Origin of the sequence: Comamonas avium, assembly GCF_014836675.1 — a bacterium.
GTDB lineage: Bacteria > Pseudomonadota > Gammaproteobacteria > Burkholderiales > Burkholderiaceae_C > Comamonas > Comamonas avium.
This window is the reverse complement of the sequence record NZ_JACSQK010000003.1, coordinates 524,393-544,543: the sequence shown is the minus strand read 5'-3', so window position 1 is coordinate 544,543 and position 20,151 is coordinate 524,393. Positions and strand designations below refer to the sequence as shown.

Sequence of the window (20,151 nt, the reverse complement as noted above, 5' to 3'; positions counted from 1 at the left end):
CGCCTGTGCCGTCAGACTTCACACGGACTTTGACGTTGTAGTCCACCACGCGCTTGACTGGGACCAATACCTTCATGGCTTTGTTCTTTCAGAAATTTTTGGTTAAAACGGTCACTAACGCTTATACATCAGGCGCTAGCAGCTATGAATTCAGTATTTAAAAATACAGCCATCACCGATCGTGAAGGCTGCATGATGGCCGCCTTCCACGTGGCTCAGCCGGTGGAAGGCGCACAGACTAGCTTACTCAGCAGCCATGCCTTTTTCACGCACGACTTTGCTCCACTTGGCGTAATCGGTCGCCAGGCTTTGCTGCAGCTGTGCTGCAGGCATGAAGCGCGCAATGGCACCAGCACCCAGGATGCGGTCTTGCACTGATTTTTGCGCCAGAATTTCCTTGATTTCCTTGTTCAGCCGCTCGACCACTGCAGGCGGCATGCCCTTGGGGCCCAGGAATGCGCCCAGCGAGACAGCAGAGAAGCCTTCAATGCCCTGCTCAGCAATGGTCTTGATCTCAGGAATCACCTTCACACGCTCAGGCGAGCCCACGGCCACAGCCACCAGCTTGCCGGATTTGATGTGTGGCAAAGCGGCGACCAGATCGGCATACATGATGGGGACCTGACCACCGATGGTGTCGGTGATTGCGGGCACGCCACCCTTGTAGGCCACGTGTTGCATGTCGAACTTGCCCAGATCCTTGAGCAGCTCCATGCTCATATGACCAAAGCTGCCTGCACCGCTGGTGGTGTAGTTCAGCGCCCCTTTTTGCGCACGTGCGGTTTCAATCAGCTGCGGCAGCGTGGTGACACCAGGCAGCTTTTCAGCATTGACAACCATCACGATGGGCAGGTCATACACCATGGCGATGGGAGTGAAATCCTTGGAAATTTCGTAGCCCGTGTTCTTGTAAAACAGCGGGGCAAACAGCGTAGGGGTTGCCAGCGTCATCAGTGTGTAGCCATCGGGTGCCGCGCGTTTGACCTGGGTTGCCGCAATGGCACCGGAAGCGCCAGCCTTGTTTTCCACAATGATGGGCTGACCCAGACGGTCAGACAACTCCTTGCCCACAATGCGCGAAACCACGTCCGTGGGGCCTCCTGGAGGGAAAGGCACGATCAAGGTGATGGGCTTGCTGGGCCATGCGGCCTGTGCCAGCGCGCTGCCAGCCAGCAAGGTAGTAGCGCTGGCCAGCAAGATGCGGCGAGTGATGGAATGGGAATGTTTTTGCATGCTTTTTGTCTCTGATTGATATCGTTTTTTGATCAGTCCACCTTGGCTTCAGCCACTTCAATCAGTGACTTCCACACAGGTACGGCTTTGGCATAGGTTTTTGAAAATTCTTCAGGGCTGCTGAACACCGGCAAAAAACCAGCACCATCAATACGCTCTTTGACCTTGGCGTCTTTGGATGCCTCTTGCAGTGCGGCGTACAGCACATCCACGATCTCTTTGGGTGTGCCTGCAGGCAGGGCCATGCCGACAAAGCCTGCGATCGAGTAGGCGTCATCGGTGACGCCTTGCTCATAGATCGTGGGCAGATTGGGCAACACGGCCATGCGTGCCTTGCCCGTTACACCAATGGCTTTGAGGCGACCGGAATCGATGAACGGCTTGGTGTTCTGGGCGCTGGAAAAGCACAGCTGCAACTGCCCGCCAATCAGCTCCTGGATCATGGGTGCTTCACCGCGGTAAGCCACGTGGCTCATGTCGGCATTCATGGACTTGCTCATGTATGCGCCACCCAGGTGGGCGTACGAGCCCACACCCCAGCTACCGTACGACACCTTGCTCTTGTTGGCCTTCACCCACGCCAGCAGCTCTTGCATATTGTTGGCAGGCACCGAAGGGTGCACCACCAGCGTGACAGGCGCCGATGCCAGCTCCGAGAGCATCAGCAAATCCTTTTGCGGGTTGTAGGCCATCTTGGAGTACAGGAACTGGTTGATCAGCAGCGAGGTGCTCAGAGACAGCACCACGTTGTAACCATCTGGGGCCGACTTGGCGACCTGGTCGGTACCCAGCATGCCCGAAGCACCGGCCTTGTTTTCCACAACGATGGGCTGCCCCAGCTTCTTGGACATGGCCTCACCCAGCACGCGTGCCACGATGTCGGTCGCGCCACCCGGGTTGAAAGGCACGATGAAGCGAATGGGCTTGCTGGGATAGGCGGCCTTGGCCCAGGCGGGCAGGCCCACGAGGCTGGAGCCTGCCGCTGCGGCAGCGGCCAGCATCAACTGACGACGGGTGGTGTTGTTGCAATCCATGTGGTTGTCTCCCGGAAATTGCGGTGTTGGATGCGAAATGGCCCAACGCTGGCGCGCACACAGCCCTCTTGCGGAGCTGTTGTGACGCGCAGTGCGGGGGTAAATAATCAGTGGGGCGTCGGTGCCTCTGGCAGGGTCAGAACACCCTTTTCTTTCAGTGCCTGCAGCTGTTCATCCGTCATGGACAGCAGCTCTTGCAGCACTTCCCGCGTCGCCTCACCCAGCGTAGGTGGTGCGTTGCGGATGGGTAGACGCTGACCATCCAGGCGGTAAGGCGGGGCAAACACCCAGGTCTTGCCCACCACGGGGTGCGGCACCTGGTGAAAGATGCCGGTTTGCTGGGTACGTTTGCTGGTCAGCGCTTCGTGCAGGCCTGCCACTTCGCCGCACGGAATGCCGCAGGCATGCATGCGCTCCAGCAGCAGCTGGCGTGGGTGGCTGGCGATAATGCTCTTGAGCAGCGGCAAGATCTCCAGACGGTTTCTGGCGCGCTCCACGTTGGTGGCATAGCGTGGGTCTTCAAAAATATCGGGGCGCAAAATGACGTTGCGACAGAATTTTTCAAACTGCCCGTTGTTGCCCACACCAATGATCAATGGCCCATCCTGCGCCTCAAACATGCCGTAAGGAACGATGGAAGGGTGGGCATTACCGTAGCGCTGCGTATCGTGACCCAGCAGCATGGAGTCGAGTGCGTAGTAACCATTGATGGTGACACCACAGTCGTACAGCGCCAGCTCAATCTGGCGGCCACGGCCATTGCGGCAGCGGCGGTACAGCGCAGCCAGCACAGCCTGCGCGGCGTACATGCCGGTCATCAAATCGACCACGGCCACACCAAACTTCAAGGGCGGTGTCCCCTCTTCACCGTTGATGGCCATCAGTCCAGCTTCGGCCTGAATCACCAGGTCATAGCCGGGGCGCTTGGCTTCCGGGGTGTCACTGTTGTAGCCCGCTACGCTGCAGTAAATCAGGTCTGGCTTGATGGACTTGAGTTTCTCGTAGCCCAGACCCAGCTTGTCTGCACCGCCATGCTTGAAGTTGTGCACCACCACATCAAACTGGGGCAGCAGGTCATAAATGATCTGTACGCCTTCAGCGCTTTGCAAATCCAGCGTCACCGAGCGCTTGTTGCGGTTCATGCTGTTGTAGTAGGTCGTCTCGGTCTTGCCAATGCGCATGCCCCAGTCACGGGTGTCATCGCCCCGGCCCGGGTGCTCCACCTTGATGACCTCTGCCCCAAAGTCGGCCAGCACCTGCCCGCACAAAGGGCCGGCAAATACCCGCGACAAATCCAGTACGCGCACGCCTTCCAGCGGAAAGTCCATGCCTTCAGGCAATGTTGGTGTGGTAGTCATAGTTTTTGTCTCCCTGCGCTTGATGCGTCGTTGTAGGTGTTATTGCGTCAGCACGATGGCCGAAGGCTGGCGAAACTGGGCCGTGCGCTTTTCCAGAAAAGCACCAATCCCTTCGCGGCTCTCTTCGCTCTCTTGCGACTGCACCATGTACTGGGCTTCCAGCTCCAGTTGCTCTTGCAGCGTGCTGCGCGGCGCAACGCGGCACAGGCCTTTGATGCGTGCCATGGCCAGCTCTGGCCCCTGCGCTATCTGCTGTGCCAGCGCCACGGCCAGCACAATGGCTTGACCCGGTTCTGCCAAGCGGTTCACCACGCCCATCTGTGCCATGCGTTCACCATTGATGCGCTCGCCCGTCAGGCACAGCTCGGTGAGCACCTGGCGCGAGACAAACTCGGCCAGAAATGCCGTGGCACCGCCGTCGGGGGTCAAACCCACCTTCACATAGGCCACGGAGAACACGCTGTTTTTGGCAGCCACCAGCATGTCGCAGGCCAATGCCAGCGACAGGCCTGCACCCGCAGCAGCGCCTTCAACGGCAGCAATGACCGGCTTGGGGCAGTCACGCACCGCACGGATCAGATCGTGCAAGCCTTCCAGCTTTTCGCGGCGCTCCTGCACGGGCAGATCACGGCGCTTGGCCAACTGACGCAAATCTCCGCCGGCACAAAAGTGGCCGCCTTCCCCGGTCAGCACCACTGCGCCAACGCTGGGGTCTGCAGCCGCGCCGTTCAAGGCCTGCGTCACAGCGGCATAAAACTCGGGTGACAGCGCATTGCGCGCTGCCACGTTGTTGTTGGAGAGGATGAGAACATTCCCCTCCCGGCGTACGAGCAGTGGTTCGGTCATGGCGATCAACCTTGCTGCCCAAGGGCAATGAAGCGTGCCAGATGGTGGTCTTCATCCCCAAACTGGTGATCAATCATCACCAGACGCTTGGCGTAATGCGCCAGCGGCAGCTCCCAGGTCATGCCAATACCGCCGTGCAGCTGAATGCTTTCCTGTGCCACTTTGGTGCCCACATAGCCCACGGTGTATTTGGCCGCCGACAGGACCTTTTCTTTGGCAGCGCCTTGGGCGGTATCCACTGCCGAGGCCGCATTGATGACAGCAGAGCGGGCTTGTTCAATCTCCAGCAGCACATCGGCCATGCGATGCTGCAGCGCCTGAAAAGTACCAATGGCCACCCCGAACTGCTTGCGCGTTTGCAGGTACTCCAGCGTGTGCTGCTTGGCCACGTCCATGGCACCCAGCGATTCAGACGCCAGCGCCAGCAGCGCGTAGCCACTGATGTGCTCCAGTACGGCGTAGCCCTTGCCTTGAGCACCCACCAGGGAATCGGCAGGCACCTGTACATTGTTGAACGTGATGTCGGCGGCGCGACCTCCTTCAAAACGCTGGTAGCCACGCTTGCTCAGCCCTGCGGCACTGCCATCCACCAGAAACAGGCTGATACCGCTGGCGTCCAGCTGTGAGCCGCCCGTACGTGCACTCACCAGTAACAAATCAGCCTTCTCGCCCAGTGCCACCACGCCCTTGGTGCCGTTCAGCACCCAGCCGCTGGCCGTTTGGGTTGCGGTGGTTGAGACGTTATGGAGCTCGTAATGGCTGCCCGGTTCATCGTGCGCCAGCGCACAGATCAGGTCACCGGCAATGATGTCTTGCAGTTTGGCTTTTTGCGATTCGCTGCCCGCAGCAATCAATGCCTGACCCACGACCAGAGCATCCAGCAAAGGCTCAGCCACCAGGCCACGGCCCAGCGCTTCAAATACCACGCTGATGTCAAAACCTGCGCCGCCAAAGCCTCCTGCATCTTCTGGAAACAGCGCACCAATAGCGCCCAGTTCGGCAAATTGCGCATACAGCGCCGGGCTATGTCCTTCTTGCCCATAAGCCAGCTGGTTGCGGTGCTCGATCCCGTACTGCTCAGAGACAAAGCGGTTCAAGGTATCCGCCAGCATGCGGCGGTCTTCGGTATGTTCGAAGTTCATGGTCTTGTTGCTTCCCTTGCCCGGCTTACAGGCCGAGGATCATCTTGGAGATGATGTTCTTTTGAATTTCGTTGGAGCCGCCAAAGATCGACAGCTTGCGGTAGTTGAAGTACGCCGCCGCTGCGGCGGTGGCTTCTTCAGGGCCAATCGGTGCTTCGCTGTAGCCGTCATGCATGGCCGCTTCTACAAACGGCACGGCGTAAGGGCCCATGGCACGGCGTGTGAGCGACAGAATCTCTTGGCGAATCTCGGTGCCCTTGATCTTGAGCATGGAGCTTTCTGCACCCGGCACACCGCCACCTGCCACGGCAGCAATCACGCGCAGGTTGGTGGTCTTCATGTTTTCCAGATCAATTTCCACACGGGCCATACGCGCGGCAAACAAAGGGTCCTGCGACAAAGGCTTGCCGTTGTAGTGCATGCGGTCTGCAGCCACTTTCAGTTTTTCCAGCGCCGCCACCGAAAAGCCCACCCCCGCAATGTTCGTGCGCTCATAGGTCAGCAGGTACTTGGCGTAGGTCCAGCCCTTGTTTTCTTCGCCCACCAGATTCTCAGCCGGCACCTTCACGTCGGTAAAGAACACTTCGTTGACTTCATGCTCACCATCGAGCGTGATGATGGGTCGCACCGTCACACCGGGTGTGTTCATGTCCACCAGCAAGAAGCTGATGCCGGCCTGTGCCTTCACGTCCTTGTTGGTGCGCACCAGGCAGAAAATCATGTTGGCGTGCTGGCCCAGCGTCGTCCAGGTCTTCTGGCCATTGACGATGTAGTGATCGCCATCACGCACCGCCGTGGTCTTCACGGAAGCCAGATCAGAGCCCGAACCAGGCTCCGAATAGCCCTGGCACCACCAGTCCTGACCACTCAGAATGCGTGGCAGCCAGTAGCTTTTTTGCTGTTCGCTGGCGTACTTGATCAGGACAGGGCCCAGCATGTTCACGCCAAATGGCACGATGCGGGGCGCACCAGCCAGTGCGCATTCATGTTCAAAGATGAACTTCTCCACCGCACCCCAGCCGGGTCCGCCGTACTGCTCAGGCCAGTGGTTGGCCAGCCAGCCTTGTGTGTTGAGCGTGGTGTGCCAGCTTTCCAGGTCTTGCTTGTTCAGGATCTGACCGTTCTTGACCTTGCGTGCCAGCTCGGGGGACAGCTTGTCTTGCAAAAAGGCTTGCACCTGGGCGCGAAACGCCTCTTCTTGGGGGGTGAATTGAAGATCCATATCGATTCCTCGGGAAAACTGGCTCAGAAAATTTCAAACAGACCGGCAGCGCCCATGCCACCGGCAATACACATGCTCACCACGCCGTACTTGGCTTTGCGGCGCTGGCCTTCCAGCAGCAGGTGCCCGGCCAGACGCGCGCCAGTCATGCCAAACGGGTGACCAATCGAAATCGCTCCGCCGTTGACGTTCAGCCGCTCCAGCGGAATACCCAGCTTGCGCTGGCAGTACAGGGCCTGCGAGGCAAACGCTTCGTTGAGCTCCCACAGGTCGATGTCATCCACCGTCAGGCCGTGGCGTGCCAGCAGCTTGGGAATGGCAAACACGGGGCCGATACCCATCTCGTCGGGCTCGCAGCCGGCCACGGCAAAACCACGGAAAGCGCCCAGCGGCTGCAGGCCCAGGCGTTCGGCCACTTTGGCTTCCATGACCACGCAGGCGCTGGATCCATCCGACAGTTGCGAGGCATTGCCTGCGGTGATGAAGTTGCCGGGGCCCTTGACAGGCTCCAGTTTGGCCAGCCCTTCAAGCGTGGTGCTGGCGCGGTTGCAGTTGTCCTGAGTGGCAACCACATCGCGGTAAGTGACTTCACCGGTTTCTTTGTTCTTTTCAGCCATGCGTGTGGCGCAGGCAATGATTTCGTTGCCAAACAGGCCTGCGGCCTGCGCGGCGGCAGTGCGCTGCTGGCTGAGCAGCGAAAACGCATCCTGGTCTTCGCGGCTGATGCTGTAGCGCTTGGCCACCACGTCGGCGGTGTCGATCATGGCCATGAACAAATCAGGTTTGTTGGCGACCAGCCATGGGTCCATATCGGTGGGCAAGTTGTTGCTTGCGCGAATGCCCGAGATGGTTTCCACACCCCCGGCTAGCATGGCGTCCACACCTTCGGCCACCACACGGCCTGCGGCAATCGCAATCGATTGCAGGCCCGATGCGCAAAAGCGTGTGATGGTGGTGCCCGCAATGCTCAGTGGCAGCTCGGCACGGATCACGGTCTGGCGGCCCAGATTGCGGCCCTGAAAACCGTCGGGGTTGCCGCAGCCCAGAATCAAGTCTTCGATCATGGCCGGGTCAATGCCCGCGCGCTCAACCGCAGCCTTGACGGAAAACGCTGCCAGCTGGGCTGCAGGCGTGACGTTGAACTCGCCACGGTGCGACTTGGTCAGCGGGGTACGGGCGGTAGAAACAATGACGGCTTCGCGCATGGTGTGTGTCTCACTCAAATGTTTTGAGAGCTATCAACGCTTATGAAGCGGTCATTTCAAATACTTTTAATACTGAAAAGCTTGCTGCACTTGCGCTGATAGCTTCTTTTTTTAAATACCGCGCTTTGCAGCGCGGCCCAGCAGCTTGCTTGTTATGTGCTGCCGGTTGTGCTCCCTGATAGGGCTTGCGCCCCTTCCTCTTTGCGCACTGCCTTGGGCAATACGTTCAGATGTCTGACCTTGCAGGTCACGCAGCCTTGTTCAGGCTGTCAAAGTTCTGGCCTTGTGCGACCAGTTTTTCCAGCAGCGCCGCAGGCTTCCAGAACAGGGGGTCTTCCTGCTCAAAGGTCTTGATGTCCGCCAAGATCTTGTCCAGCCCCTGCATGTCAGCCCACTTCATGGGGCCCCCACGGTGGCGCGGAAAGCCATAACCAGAGATGAAAGTCACGTCCACATCCAGTGGGCGCAGGGCAATGCCCTCCTGCACGACCTTGGCACCTTCGTTGACCATGGCTGCCATGTAGCGGCGCATGATTTCTTCAGGGCTGAACTTGCGCGGTGTCACACCCTTCTTGGCGCGCTCGGCATCCACAATGGCCAGCACTTCGGGGTCTTGCTGGCCCACGCGTGCACCTTGGGGGTACAGGTAAAAGCCTCGCCCGGTCTTTTGACCAAACCAGCCGTTTTCGCAGATGCGGTCTGCCACTTCCACGTAGCGTGCCTTGGGGTTGCGTGTGGCAGCACGGCGCTTGCGGGTGGCCCAGCCAATGTCACCGCCAGCCAGATCGGTGACCTGGAATGGACCCATGGGGTAGCCAAAGCCGCGCACGGCTTCGTCAATCTCATAGGGTGATGCACCGTCTTCCATGATGGAGTCGGCGGCCTGCTTGTACACAGCCAGAATGCGGTTGCCGATAAAGCCATCGCAAACGCCTGCGCGCACCGGCACCTTCTTGAGCTTCTTGGCCAGCTCAAACGCTGTGGCCACGACGTCGGCACTGACCTTGGCGGGCACCACGATTTCCAGCAGCTTCATGATGTTGGCTGGGCTGAAAAAATGCAGGCCAATCACATCTTGCGGGCGCGCTGTGGCATCGGCAATGGCATCAATATCGAGGTAGGAGGTGTTGGTGGCCAGCACAGCACCGCGCTTGCACACGCGGTCCAGCTCCTTGAACACTGCCTTTTTCACGTCCAGGTCTTCAAACACCGCCTCAATCACCAGATCCACATCTTTCAGATCGTCGTAGCTGGTGGATGGGGTGTAGCGCGCCATGATGGCGGCCTTGCCCTCTTCGGTCATACGGCCCTTGGCAATCAGGCCGTTGTAGACCTTTTCCACATTGGCTTGGCCACGGGCGATGGATTCGGCATCGCGCTCCACCATGGTCACGGGGTAGCCGGCATCCAGTGCGGCCACGGCAATGCCCGCGCCCATGGTGCCACCACCAATAATGGCCAGTGTGCTGAAGGCACGCGGCGCTGCGGCCTTGGCTTCGGGAATCTTGGCGGTTTCACGTTCTGCAAAGAACGCGTGCACCAAACCTTGGCGCTGGGGGCTTTCCAGGCACTGCACAAACAGCTCGCGCTCTTTGGCCAGACCTTGGTCAAAGGGCAGCTCCACAGCGGCTTTGACGCACTCAATGATTTTCAGGGGCGAGAACAGGCCACGAGCCTTCTTGGCAGTCTCTGCAGCCAGCGCCTCCAGATCTGCCAGCGCACCAGCCTTGTCGGCAATGGCGATGTCGCGGGTGCGGCGCACGGCGGCACCGGCAGCCAGCAGGTTGCGGGCATACGCCAGCCCTGCAGCCAGCGGATCGCTGCTGTCCACCAGAACATCGACCAAGCCCGCAGCCAGTGCGGCCTTGGCCGACAGGTGCTTGCCGCTGAGCATCAGCTCGGTTGCGGCCTTTACGCCCATCACACGCGGGGCACGCTGGGTGCCGCCAGCGCCGGGCAGCAAGCCCAAGCTCACTTCAGGCAGGCCCAGCAAGGCTTTAGGCAGCGCCACACGGTAGTGGGCCGACAGTGCCACCTCCAGGCCACCGCCCAGCGCTGCACCATGAATGGCGGCTACCACCAGCTTGTCGCTGGCTTCCAGCGCGTTGCACACGTCAGGCAAGGAAGGAGCAACCGCGGGTTTACCAAATTCACGGATGTCCGCACCCGCGATGAAGGCCTTGCCCTCACCCACAATCAGCAGCGCTTTCACGGCTGCATTGGCAGCGGCTTGCTCTACCGCAGCCAGCAAGCCAGCGCGCACGGCCTGACCCAAAGCGTTTACAGGGGGGTTGTTGATGCTGACCACCAACACCTCGCCATCAAGGCGGGTTTGGACCACGGAAGCGGTGCTTTCAGAACTCATTGCGCGTGTCTCCGGACAGTTGTTCTATGGGAAAAGTCGTTTGTACTACGCTAATGCTTCTTTACAATACATCCAATAGTTGACAGACTGTCAAATGGTTTTGAACAATCACAAGGGAAAACCCTAGATGGACCTGCACACGCTCACGCTGCTGGTGGAAATCATCGACAGCGGCAACCTCAGCCAGGCGGCCCGCAAACTCAAGATGACGCGTGCCAATGTCAGCTATCACCTGGCACAACTGGAGAAATCAGTGGGGGTGCAACTGGTCAAGCGCACCACACGCCGTGTGGAGCCCACAGAAGTTGGCCTGCGCCTGTACGAGCACGGGCGCAACATCCACAACGAGATTCTTGCTGCGCGCGAGACCATCACCAGCCTGGGCCAGGATTTACAGGGCCGCGTGGGTATCAGCGTGCCCAGCGGCTACGGGCAAATCGTGATGAGCCAGTGGCTCATTGAGTTCAAGCGCCTGTACCCGCGCATCGTGCTGGATGTGCTGTTTGAGAACCGGGTCGACAACCTGCGCGATGAGGTGGACATTGCCATCCGCGTGATGCAGGAACCCCCGCTGTCGGTGATTGCCCGCAGCCTGGGTGATGTGCGCTATGTGGCCTGCGCCTCTGCCGCTTATGTGCAGCAATATGGACTGCCCCAGACCCTGATGGAGCTGCGCGCCAGCCCCTTGATTACGGCCGGCGTCATGGGCCGCCAGCTGCGCCTGTCAGCCTATCAGGAAGGCATGGACCGGCAAGAGGTGATGCTGGAGCCCACCCTCAGCTCCGAGCACTTCCCCTTCTTGCGCGAAGGTATCTTGGCGGGCCTGGGCGTGGGGCTGGTGCCCGACTATGTTGTGCAAGACAAGATTGCCAGCGGTGAAGTGCTGACCACACTGACCGAATACCGCCTGAGTATTTTTGGCACACACATGTACTTGCTCTATCTGCCCAACCGGCACCAGACACGGGCTGTGCGTACCTGTATTGACTTTCTGCTGGCCAAAGCCCGTGGTACGGCCAGCCCCACCACCAGCTCCGAATAAAAAAGCCCGCTGGAACAAACCAGCAGGCTTTGAAAGTCAGCAACCCGCAGCTCGATTTCAGCGGTTTTCACGATCTCCGCGAAAGAATGGACGGCGGGCCTCTTCGCTGTCGGACGGCCGCACAGGGCGAGCCTCTGGGCGTGGACGATCTGGTCGCGTCTCTGGACGTGGACGATCTGGCCGCATCTCAGGCCGTGGCCGCTCACCATCCGGGCGCATCTGCTGGGGCGGGCGAGGGCGATCTGGGCGTTCCATGCCCGGTTGTGACGGGAACGATGGCAGCACCTGCGGGCGATCTGTACCCGGGCGTCCGGGTCGCCAGCCTGGCGGTTGCGATGGCACGGGTGGCCGCACCTGTGGCGGACGTGAACCCCCATCAGGGCGCCAGTGCGGTGGTCGCTGTGGCTCGTCCGGGCGAATCGATGGACGGCTGGGCGTTGGCGGCATCGGGTATGCCGGTGGACGAGGCGCATACCCATGGTGCGGTGGACGCGGCATGGGACGGTAGCCCGGTGGTGCCCAGCGACCGGGGTGCCAGTCGTAGCGGCTGCCTGACCACAACCAGTCACCACCTACCCACACATAGCCCGGCGAAGGAGCCACGGTGCGGTATTCCACACGGGGCGGCGGCGGGTAGCCATAGTTGGTATAGACCGTAGTGCTGGAGTAGGCATAGTCAGAATAGCCATCATCCAAAGGGGCGACCACGCAACCGCTGAGCACAGCCGCACCACCCACAGCCACTACCGCAGCCCAGCAACGCGGTGTCAGGCGGCTTTTCAAATCAGCAACAGTGAATGGCATAACAGCTCTTTCATTCAGGGTAGACACCACTACAACGAAAAACCCCGGTTCAATGTTGACCGGGGTTGGGGCTGCGGCAGTAAAGCCGGCGTAAAGAAACTGCACAAGATGTGACAGCGCAAGGCCACGGCCTACACCATCACAGTGCGCCGCTTAGTGCTGAGCATTTTGCAACGCAGCAATGCGCTCTTCAATGGGGGGGTGGCTGGAGAACAGCTTGCCGATATTGCCGGTGATACCCATGGCCTGCATGCTCTTAGGCAGCTCACCGGGCACCATGCCGCCCAAACGGGCCAGAGCATTCATCATAGGCTGCTTGCGCCCCATCAATTGGGCGGCACCAGCATCGGCACGGAATTCACGCTGGCGCGAGAACCAGGCCACGATGATGGCAGCCACAAAGCCCAGCAAGATGTCCATCACAATGGTGGTCACGTAGTAGCCAATGCCGGGGCCCGAGTTTTCAGAATCGCCTTTGCGCAAGAAGCTGTCCACGGCGTAGCCAATGACACGCGACAGGAACACCACAAAAGTATTCATCACGCCTTGAATCAGCGTCATGGTCACCATGTCGCCATTGGCGATGTGCGCCACCTCGTGGCCAATCACGGCTTCGACTTCTTCGCGGGTCATGCCTTGCAGCAAACCGGTGGACACCGCCACCAGTGCATTGTTCTTGAAAGCACCGGTTGCAAAGGCGTTGGCTTCACCTTCGTAGATACCCACCTCAGGCATGCCAATACCAGCCTTATCCGCAAACTTGCGCACAGTGTCCACAATCCAGGCTTCGTCGGCGTTGCGTGGCTGATCAATCACATGCACACCCGAGGACCACTTGGCCACGGGCTTGGAGATCAGCAGCGAGATGATGGCACCACCAAAGCCCATGATGAAGGCAAAGCCCAGCAGAGCGGTCAGATCCAGACCGTTGGCGGTCAAGAATCGATTCACACCCAGCAGGCTGGCAGTGATACCCAGCACCGCCACTACAGCAATGTTGGTCAATAAAAAGAGAGCAATACGTTTCATTCTTGGGTTTCTCCACTGTGGGGAAAAAACAGGCCATCGGCCCCAGCTTGGAAGATGGGGCACAAGCCTGCAAATTCAAGCGCGGTCACCTATTGCGCCCCGCATGTTGTGGTGTTGTTGTGTGGGGGCTGCACGCTGTTTTAACGGCATTCATCATAGAAGCAAAGCAGGCGTTCGATTGCCAACGCCGCTGGAAGTTCAGCCAATGTCCCGGTTTCAGCCCTACGTGCGCTGAAAAGATGGGTCGCGGACAGCAACGCGGGCAGTGCCCTCGTCGCGCAGCTCAAACGCCTGCGTGGCAGCCATCAGCTTGGTCAGCGTGGCATAGCCATAGTTGCGGGCGTCAAAGGAGAGTTTGTTGCCAATGTGCGTACCCACCGCACTCACGCGCGACCACCCGGTTTCATCCTGGGTCGCTTTCACGGCATCGCGCAACATGGTCATGAGCTGCTTGTTTTGGCGCAGCATGTGCGTAGGCACGCGCAGGCTGCATGCAGACGGCGTGGCAACCCCTGTGCCCCCTGGTACTTTGCCAGCGTCAGCGCTGGATTTGAGCAGCACGGGCGGCAGCGGAGCAGACAGCGAACGGGCCTCCAGCTCGGCCTCTGACAGCTCGCGGCGGTCACTGCGGCTGGTGATGCCATCACCGAGCTCCAGCAAGGCATCAAAGTATAGAAAACGCGAACAGGCATTCACAAATGCACGCGGCGTTTGCTCAGCGCCAAATCCGTACACCGCCGCACCTTTGGCACGCAAGTGCATCACCAGCGGAGTGAAATCAGCGTCTGAAGAGACAATGCCAAACGCATCGGGTTCTTCGGTATAGAGCAGCTCCATGGCATCCACTGTCATGGCCATGTCGGTGGCATTCTTGCCTTTTGAATAGTCAAACTGCTGCATGGGCCGAATGGCGTACTCCAGCAACTTGTTCTGCCAGCCATGCAGGCCCGATTTGGTCCAATTGCCATACGCACGGCGTGTGTTGATGACACCGAAGGTCGACAACTCAGTCAGAATTTCATCAATCATCTCTGCCGGTGCATTGTCGGCATCGATCAGCAAAGCAATACGGGGCTGGACGTCCGTGGGCATGGATGGGCTCCTTGGTAATGCACACAGACTACCTGAGGCACAGCCACTTGCCAATACCAAAAAAGGAGCTACACACGCTTACCCCTGCTTATTTTCAGCATGCTTAAGCATTGAAAGCATTGTTCTAACAGCGCTTGCAGCTCCTATTTTTAAACACCCTCTGCACAGCACAGCGTTCGAGACTGTGCTGCCACAGTCCCGTACACGGGGTACGGGCCAGGCACAGCAAGGTATTGCCGCTGGCAGCAGTGGGCGTTAATCCAGCATCTTCCAGGGCAGCGCATCGCCAAAGCGCAGCGGCTTGAGCTGTGCGCCTTCGCCGTATTCAAAGCTGACTGGCGGGGTCCAGGTTTCTTTGACCAAGGTGATGGTGTCGGTGTTGCGCGGCAGGCCATAAAAGTCTGCGCCGTTGAACGATGCAAAGCCTTCCAGCTTGTCCAAGGCACCTACGCCGTCAAACGCTTCGGCATACATCTCAATGGCTGCGTGCGCGCTGTAGCAGCCTGCACAACCCGTGGCCGCTTCCTTGAGATGCGCCGCGTGCGGGGCACTGTCGGTGCCCAGAAAGAACTTGCGGCTGCCGCTGGTGGCCGCTTGCACCAAGGCCATGCGGTGCGTTTCACGTTTGAGCACGGGCAGGCAGTAAAAGTGCGGGCGCACGCCACCCAAGAAGATGGCGTTGCGGTTAAAGAGCAAATGCTGGGGCGTGATCGTGGCTGCCAAGTACGCATCGCCTGCGGTCACGTAGTCGGCTGCCTCCTTGGTCGTCACGTGCTCCATGACAATCTTGAGCTCTGGGAAATCTTTACGCAGAGGCTGCAGCTGCTGCTCAATGAACAGCGCTTCGCGGTCAAACAGGTCCACGCTGGGATCGGTCACTTCACCGTGCACCAGCAGCACCAGACCTTCGCGCTGCATGGCTTGCAGCGTGGGGTAAATCTTGCGCAAATCCGTCACCCCGTGATCGGAATTGGTAGTGGCGCCCGCAGGGTAGAGCTTGCACGCCACCACACCAGCAGCCTTGGCACGCACGATTTCGTCGGGCCCGAGATTGTCCGTCAGGTACAGCGTCATCAAAGGCTCAAACGCGTTGCCAGCGGGCACGGCAGACAAAATTCGGTCGCGGTAGGCCATGGCCAGCTCGGCCGTAGTGACGGGCGGCTTCAAGTTAGGCATGATGATGGCGCGCCCCATCTGGCGGGCGCTGTGTGGCACCACGCAACGCATGGCATCGCCATCGCGCACATGCAGGTGCCAGTCATCGGGGCGGGTAATGGTGAGGGTCGTGGGGGAAGTCATCCCCCTATTGTCACATTGCCCGCATGAATTACCGCCAGCCTCGCAAAAGGCATAATGAGAAGCACTCTCATTTAAAGAAGAACATATGACAGACACCACCACCACAGCGCCTGCTTTTGAGCGCGTTCGCCACCCTTTCAAAGCACGCCACCTTCAGTTGCTCTCCCGCGAACAAATCAGCCCTAATTTTTTGCGTTTGACACTGGTTGGCGAGTTGCGTGACTTTGCCAGCGATGGATTTGACGACCACTTCAAGCTCATCTTGCCCCAGGAAGGTTATGAGCAGCCCCTGCTGCCCCAAATGGTGGACGGCAAGCCCATGATTGATGGCCCCAGTCCCACCATGCGCGACTACACGCCGCTGCGCTGGACCACCAACACGCTGACGGTTGACTTTGCTTTGCACGACTTCGGCCCCGCCACCGAATGGGCACGCACCGCTCCCATGGGCTCATGGGTGGGTGCAGCGGGCCCGCGCGGCTCCATGGTGATCTCCAAAACCTTTGACTGGTACTGGATGCTGGCTGACGCCAGCGGCCTGCCTGCCGTAGAGCGTGCGCTGGCCGAACTGCCGCCCACTGCACAAGTCACAGTGCGTTTGGCCGTGGCCGAAGCGGACCGCCGTGCGCTGTCTTCGCAGGCACAAGTCGATCTGCAATGGGTGGACTCGCTGACGGCAGCAGCTGAAGCTTTATCGCTGCCAGAAACACCCGGTTTTATCTGGGCCGCTGGCGAGCACAGTGAAATGGCTGCACTGCGCAAGGTTGTGGTCGCCAAGGGCGCATCTCCCAAGCGCATGCGCATTGCTGCCTACTGGAAGCAAGGCGAAGCGGCGCACCATGCCGAGCTGGCAGATAAAGAATAAACAGTCGAGCCGATCAATGGGCCGGCAGCACTGAATGCATTCGCGCTGAAGCAGTGCGCAATGCAGCAGTGCTCAATACCACTTCGACATAAAAAAAGCCGCTGGTACCAGCGGCTTTTTTCGAGATGGAACACAGCCATCAGTGCTGCAAAATTTTGCTCAAGAAATCCTTGGTGCGCGACTGGCGTGCATCAGGGTTGCCAAAGAACTCTTCCTTGGAGCAATCTTCCAAAATCTTGCCACCCACGTCCATGAAGATCACACGGCTGGCAACCTTCTTGGCAAAGCCCATTTCGTGCGTGACGCACATCATGGTCATGCCATCGTGGGCCAGACCGACCATCACATCCAGCACTTCACCGACCATTTCCGGGTCGAGCGCAGAAGTGGGTTCGTCAAACAGCATCACGATCGGGTCCATCGACAGCGCACGGGCAATCGCCACACGCTGCTGCTGGCCACCTGAAAGCTGCCCGGGGAACTTGTCTTTGTGGGCCGTCAAACCGACACGGTCCAGCATCTTCAGCCCACGCGCCTTGGCGTCATCGACAGAGCGACCCAGCACCTTGATCTGGGCAATGGTCAGATTTTCCGTGACGGACAAATGAGGAAACAGCTCAAAGTGCTGAAACACCATGCCCACTTTGGAGCGCAGCTGAGGCAAATTGGTGTTTTTGGTATCGTGCACGGCGGTGCCGTTCACCCAAATTTCACCCTTCTGGATCGGCTCCAGCGCGTTGATGGTCTTGATCAAAGTGGACTTGCCCGAGCCAGAGGGACCGCAAACCACTACCACTTCACCCTTCTTGATGCTGGTGGAGCAGTCGTTGAGCACCTGAAAGCTGCCGTACCACTTGGAGACGTTTTTGAGTTCAATCATGCGTAAATCCTTTGTCACCAACGTCCATCAACGGATGATGGCAATCTTTTTGTGCAGACGCTTGACCCAGTAAGACAGGCCAAAGCAGATCACGAAATACACCACAGCAGCAGCAATATAGGCTTCCATGGGTCGGCCATAGTTCTTGCCGGCTACTTCAAAGCCCTTGAGCATGTCATAGGCACCAATGGCATAGACCAGCGAAGTGTCCTGAAACAAGATGATGGTCTGTGTCAGCAGCACAGGCAGCATGTTGCGGAAAGCCTGTGGCAGCACCACCAGCCGCATATTTTGCCCATAGGTCATGCCCACGGCCTGACCCGCATGCACCTGACCACGCGGCACCGACTGAATACCAGCACGCATGATCTCGGAGAAGTACGCTGCTTCAAAAGCAATGAACGTCACTACGGCAGACAACTCTGCCCCGATAGGCTTGCCAATCACCAGTGGCACCAGCAGGAAGAACCACAAAATCACCATCACCAGCGGGATAGAGCGCATGCCGTTGACATAAATGGTGGCAGGTACTGCCAGCCACTTCTTGCCCGACAGGCGCATCAGCGCCAGGACCGTACCGAAGAAGATGCCGCCCAACGTAGCGACTACCGTCAGCATCAAACTGAAATAGAGGCCTTTGAGAACAAAGTTCTGGATCAGATCCCAGTTGTAGAACGAAAAATCAAGTGCGAGATTCATGCTCAATGCCCTCCCACTGCGCCAGCGGACACCAGTCCGGGAACACGTGAGCGCTTCTCAATGAAGGCCATGATGCGATTGATGGCGAAGGCAGAAATGATGTACAGGCCTGTGACGGCCATGTACACCTCAATGCCACGGCCAGTTTCTTCCTGTGCCTGCATCGCAAACATCGTCAACTCAGTCACCGACACGGCAAACGCGACGGACGAGTTTTTGAAGATATTCATCGTCTCGCTGGTCAGCGGTGGAATGATGATGCGAAACGCATTGGGCAACAGCACAAAACGGTAGGTCTGCCATGTGGTGAAGCCCATGGCCATCCCCGCATAACGCTGCCCACGTGGCAGAGCCTGGATACCTGAACGCACTTGTTCGGCAATACGTGCCGAAGTAAAAAATCCCAGCGCCAGCACCACCAGCACAAAGCCAGAAACGGACTTCATCGCAGGGAAGATGGCTGGTACCACGTGGTACCAGAGAAAAATTTGAACCAGCAACGGGATATTGCGGAAAAACTCCACCCACGCATTGCCGAAACGCACTGTCCAAGGACGATTTTCCAGAGTCCGTAAAGTACCGATCACCACACCAGCGACCAAAGCCAAAATCAGTGCCAGAACGGATACCGAAACCGTCCAGCCCCAGGCCGACAACATCCAATCCAGATAGGTGATGTCACCGTCCTTGCCAAAACAGCCTTCGCGCACCGTGCGGTCCAGCGTGTCTTCGCAAAACATTTGCCAATCCCAATTCATAGGATTCCCTTCCAATTAACCAACCTGATGCCTGTTTTTCACACAGGCCTTCCAACGGAAAACGCCCCAGCCAGCACACGCAGGCGGGGCGCGTTCAATTGGCAAAAATTACTTGTTGTAATCTTCCTTAGGCTTGTTGTTAGGGTTGTTCCAAGCATCCTTGGTGGCATCCGACAGTGGCAGGCCCACAGCAACGTTGGCTGGAGGAATAGGCTTGACGAACCACTTGTCCCACAGCTTGGCCAGCGTGCCATCCTTGACTTGGCGCGCGATCGAATCGTTCACTGCCTTCAGGAAAGCAGGGTCGTTCTTGCGCACCATGCAAGCGATTGGCTCAGTGGACAGAGGCTCGCCCACGATCTTGAAATCCTTGGGATTCTTGGATTTGGAGATGTTGCCAGCCAGGATGGAGCCATCCATCACAAACGCATCGGCACGACCTGTTTCCAGCAGCAGGAAGCTGTCTGCGTGGTCCTTGCCCATGATGTTCTTGAATTCGATGCCTTCAGCGCGCTTGTTTTGGCGCAGCAATTGCACCGAAGTGGTGCCCGTAGTTGTCGCCACGGTCTTGCCATTCAGATCTTTCACATCATTGATGCCAGACTTGGCATTCACAGCAATGCGCACCTGCTCCACGTAGGTGGTGTTGGCGAAGTCCACATCCTTTTGACGGTTCAGGTCATTGGTCGTAGAGCCGCACTCCAGATCCACTGTACCGTTGACGACCAGTGGAATACGGTTTTGCGATGTCACTGGCTGGTATTTGGCTTCCACCTTCACGCCCAACTGCTTGGCCACATCGGCGGTGATGTTTTCAGCCATTTCGGTGTGAAAACCCACGTACTTGCCATCGCCCAATGTGTAGCCCAATGCGCCCGAGGATTCACGCACACCCAGTGTCAGGCTTCCAGACGACTTGACCTTGGCCAATGTATCGTTGGCTTGTGCCATGGCGCTACCAGCAGCCAGCGCCATCACAGCTACGGCCAGCAAATGTTTCTTCATACAGTGCTCCTCAGATCAAACTTAGTGAACAGGCAGACCCACACGTCAAACGCATAAGGTCATGCATGATGTACATAATTTGCCACACATTGTCGAATGCGTGACAGAGATTCCCGCCCTCCTCGCGTCGCCAAGCGGAATGTCTTCCATCGTAAAAGCTTCAGCAGCTTTTACAGAAGAAGTTTGATGCGGGGAAACACCTAGAAATTCGTGTTTTCTTGCACCAACATGATTTCGCCAATAAAAAAGCGACTTCCCCTACCTCAGGAAAGT

General features: G+C 58.4%; 18 protein-coding genes and 1 pseudogene. 2 read left to right on the top strand and 17 right to left on the bottom strand.

All coding sequences use genetic code 11. The features are described 5' to 3' along the window. From H9646_RS07750 to H9646_RS07710, 9 genes and pseudogenes are all read right to left on the bottom strand, one after another. Positions 1-76, bottom strand: a pseudogene (locus H9646_RS07750) (electron transfer flavoprotein subunit beta/FixA family protein); the annotation flags it as partial. A gap of 167 nt (positions 77-243) precedes the next feature. After that, a complete protein-coding gene (locus tag H9646_RS07745; protein WP_191722767.1) occupies positions 244-1,233 on the bottom strand; it encodes a Bug family tripartite tricarboxylate transporter substrate binding protein in 990 nt (329 codons plus the stop codon). 32 nt (positions 1,234-1,265) lie between these two features. Continuing rightward, entirely contained in the window at positions 1,266-2,267 is a 1,002-nt protein-coding gene (locus H9646_RS07740; RefSeq protein ID WP_191722766.1) for a Bug family tripartite tricarboxylate transporter substrate binding protein, read from the bottom strand. 107 nt (positions 2,268-2,374) lie between these two features. Continuing rightward, a complete protein-coding gene (locus H9646_RS07735) occupies positions 2,375-3,625 on the bottom strand; it encodes a CaiB/BaiF CoA transferase family protein (protein WP_191722765.1) in 1,251 nt (416 codons plus the stop codon). 39 nt (positions 3,626-3,664) lie between these two features. Continuing rightward, positions 3,665-4,471 (bottom strand): oxepin-CoA hydrolase, alternative type, encoded by an 807-nt coding sequence (locus H9646_RS07730; protein ID WP_191722764.1) that lies wholly within the window; start codon positions 4,469-4,471, stop codon positions 3,665-3,667. Positions 4,472-4,476: 5 nt separating this feature from the next. Continuing rightward, positions 4,477-5,613, bottom strand: a complete 1,137-nt coding sequence (locus tag H9646_RS07725; protein ID WP_191722763.1) for an acyl-CoA dehydrogenase family protein — start codon at positions 5,611-5,613, stop codon at positions 4,477-4,479. Between the two features lie 25 nt (positions 5,614-5,638). Further along, on the bottom strand, positions 5,639-6,835 hold the full coding sequence (locus tag H9646_RS07720; RefSeq protein WP_191722762.1) for an acyl-CoA dehydrogenase family protein: 1,197 nt from the start codon (positions 6,833-6,835) through the stop codon (positions 5,639-5,641). A 23-nt stretch (positions 6,836-6,858) separates the two neighbouring features. Further along, positions 6,859-8,040 carry an acetyl-CoA C-acyltransferase gene (locus H9646_RS07715; protein ID WP_191722761.1) on the bottom strand — a complete coding sequence of 394 codons (1,182 nt, stop codon included), beginning with the start codon at positions 8,038-8,040 and terminating at the stop codon, positions 6,859-6,861. 247 nt (positions 8,041-8,287) lie between these two features. Further along, entirely contained in the window at positions 8,288-10,405 is a 2,118-nt protein-coding gene (locus H9646_RS07710) for a 3-hydroxyacyl-CoA dehydrogenase NAD-binding domain-containing protein (protein WP_191722760.1), read from the bottom strand. A 127-nt stretch (positions 10,406-10,532) separates the two neighbouring features. On the opposite strand from H9646_RS07710, the gene H9646_RS07705 reads away from it, so the two are divergent. Then, positions 10,533-11,447 carry a LysR family transcriptional regulator gene (locus H9646_RS07705; RefSeq protein ID WP_191722759.1) on the top strand — a complete coding sequence of 305 codons (915 nt, stop codon included), beginning with the start codon at positions 10,533-10,535 and terminating at the stop codon, positions 11,445-11,447. Positions 11,448-11,504: 57 nt separating this feature from the next. Here H9646_RS07705 and H9646_RS07700 read toward each other — a convergent pair whose 3' ends face one another. The 4 genes from H9646_RS07700 to pyrC all read right to left on the bottom strand — a co-directional run bounded on the left by H9646_RS07700 (position 11,505) and on the right by pyrC (position 15,671). Beyond that, a complete protein-coding gene (locus H9646_RS07700; RefSeq protein WP_191722758.1) occupies positions 11,505-12,251 on the bottom strand; it encodes a YXWGXW repeat-containing protein in 747 nt (248 codons plus the stop codon). 153 nt (positions 12,252-12,404) lie between these two features. After that, positions 12,405-13,280: a protease HtpX gene (gene htpX / locus H9646_RS07695; RefSeq protein WP_191722757.1), complete on the bottom strand. Its 876-nt coding sequence runs from the start codon at positions 13,278-13,280 to the stop codon at positions 12,405-12,407. Between the two features lie 222 nt (positions 13,281-13,502). After that, the gene (locus H9646_RS07690; RefSeq protein WP_191722756.1) at positions 13,503-14,372 is read right to left on the bottom strand and encodes an NYN domain-containing protein; all 870 of its coding nucleotides are present in this window, start codon (positions 14,370-14,372) and stop codon (positions 13,503-13,505) included. A 255-nt stretch (positions 14,373-14,627) separates the two neighbouring features. After that, positions 14,628-15,671, bottom strand: a complete 1,044-nt coding sequence (pyrC, locus tag H9646_RS07685; RefSeq protein ID WP_191722755.1) for a dihydroorotase — start codon at positions 15,669-15,671, stop codon at positions 14,628-14,630. Positions 15,672-15,756: 85 nt separating this feature from the next. Between pyrC and H9646_RS07680 the strand changes: the two genes are divergently transcribed. Next, positions 15,757-16,536 carry a siderophore-interacting protein gene (locus tag H9646_RS07680; RefSeq protein ID WP_191722754.1) on the top strand — a complete coding sequence of 260 codons (780 nt, stop codon included), beginning with the start codon at positions 15,757-15,759 and terminating at the stop codon, positions 16,534-16,536. Positions 16,537-16,675: 139 nt separating this feature from the next. Here H9646_RS07680 and H9646_RS07675 read toward each other — a convergent pair whose 3' ends face one another. The 4 genes from H9646_RS07675 to H9646_RS07660 all read right to left on the bottom strand — a co-directional run bounded on the left by H9646_RS07675 (position 16,676) and on the right by H9646_RS07660 (position 19,878). Then, positions 16,676-17,416 carry an amino acid ABC transporter ATP-binding protein gene (locus H9646_RS07675; protein WP_191722753.1) on the bottom strand — a complete coding sequence of 247 codons (741 nt, stop codon included), beginning with the start codon at positions 17,414-17,416 and terminating at the stop codon, positions 16,676-16,678. Between the two features lie 27 nt (positions 17,417-17,443). Then, positions 17,444-18,115, bottom strand: coding sequence for an amino acid ABC transporter permease (locus H9646_RS07670; RefSeq protein WP_191722752.1), 672 nt, complete (start codon positions 18,113-18,115; stop codon positions 17,444-17,446). Between the two features lie 2 nt (positions 18,116-18,117). Continuing rightward, positions 18,118-18,873, bottom strand: coding sequence for an amino acid ABC transporter permease (locus tag H9646_RS07665; RefSeq protein ID WP_191722751.1), 756 nt, complete (start codon positions 18,871-18,873; stop codon positions 18,118-18,120). A 108-nt stretch (positions 18,874-18,981) separates the two neighbouring features. Further along, positions 18,982-19,878 (bottom strand): amino acid ABC transporter substrate-binding protein, encoded by an 897-nt coding sequence (locus H9646_RS07660; protein WP_191722750.1) that lies wholly within the window; start codon positions 19,876-19,878, stop codon positions 18,982-18,984. Positions 19,879-20,151: the final 273 nt, after the last annotated feature.

Excerpts from the sequence above, each read along its gene's own strand:
- H9646_RS07710 (WP_191722760.1), bottom strand. The coding sequence starts at position 10,405 with ATGAGTTCTGAAAGCACCGCTTCCGTGGTCCAAACCCGCCTTGATGGC.
- H9646_RS07735 (WP_191722765.1), bottom strand. The coding sequence starts at position 3,625 with ATGACTACCACACCAACATTGCCTGAAGGCATGGACTTTCCGCTGGAA.
- H9646_RS07740 (WP_191722766.1), bottom strand. The coding sequence starts at position 2,267 with ATGGATTGCAACAACACCACCCGTCGTCAGTTGATGCTGGCCGCTGCC.
- H9646_RS07730 (WP_191722764.1), bottom strand. The coding sequence starts at position 4,471 with ATGACCGAACCACTGCTCGTACGCCGGGAGGGGAATGTTCTCATCCTC.
- pyrC (WP_191722755.1), bottom strand. The coding sequence starts at position 15,671 with ATGACTTCCCCCACGACCCTCACCATTACCCGCCCCGATGACTGGCAC.
- H9646_RS07720 (WP_191722762.1), bottom strand. The coding sequence starts at position 6,835 with ATGGATCTTCAATTCACCCCCCAAGAAGAGGCGTTTCGCGCCCAGGTG.
- H9646_RS07745 (WP_191722767.1), bottom strand. The coding sequence starts at position 1,233 with ATGCAAAAACATTCCCATTCCATCACTCGCCGCATCTTGCTGGCCAGC.
- H9646_RS07725 (WP_191722763.1), bottom strand. The coding sequence starts at position 5,613 with ATGAACTTCGAACATACCGAAGACCGCCGCATGCTGGCGGATACCTTG.
- H9646_RS07675 (WP_191722753.1), bottom strand. The coding sequence starts at position 17,416 with ATGATTGAACTCAAAAACGTCTCCAAGTGGTACGGCAGCTTTCAGGTG.
- H9646_RS07670 (WP_191722752.1), bottom strand. The coding sequence starts at position 18,115 with ATGAATCTCGCACTTGATTTTTCGTTCTACAACTGGGATCTGATCCAG.
- H9646_RS07690 (WP_191722756.1), bottom strand. The coding sequence starts at position 14,372 with ATGCCCACGGACGTCCAGCCCCGTATTGCTTTGCTGATCGATGCCGAC.
- htpX (WP_191722757.1), bottom strand. The coding sequence starts at position 13,280 with ATGAAACGTATTGCTCTCTTTTTATTGACCAACATTGCTGTAGTGGCG.
- H9646_RS07680 (WP_191722754.1), top strand. The coding sequence starts at position 15,757 with ATGACAGACACCACCACCACAGCGCCTGCTTTTGAGCGCGTTCGCCAC.
- H9646_RS07700 (WP_191722758.1), bottom strand. The coding sequence starts at position 12,251 with ATGCCATTCACTGTTGCTGATTTGAAAAGCCGCCTGACACCGCGTTGC.
- H9646_RS07665 (WP_191722751.1), bottom strand. The coding sequence starts at position 18,873 with ATGAATTGGGATTGGCAAATGTTTTGCGAAGACACGCTGGACCGCACG.
- H9646_RS07715 (WP_191722761.1), bottom strand. The coding sequence starts at position 8,040 with ATGCGCGAAGCCGTCATTGTTTCTACCGCCCGTACCCCGCTGACCAAG.
- H9646_RS07660 (WP_191722750.1), bottom strand. The coding sequence starts at position 19,878 with ATGAAGAAACATTTGCTGGCCGTAGCTGTGATGGCGCTGGCTGCTGGT.
- H9646_RS07705 (WP_191722759.1), top strand. The coding sequence starts at position 10,533 with ATGGACCTGCACACGCTCACGCTGCTGGTGGAAATCATCGACAGCGGC.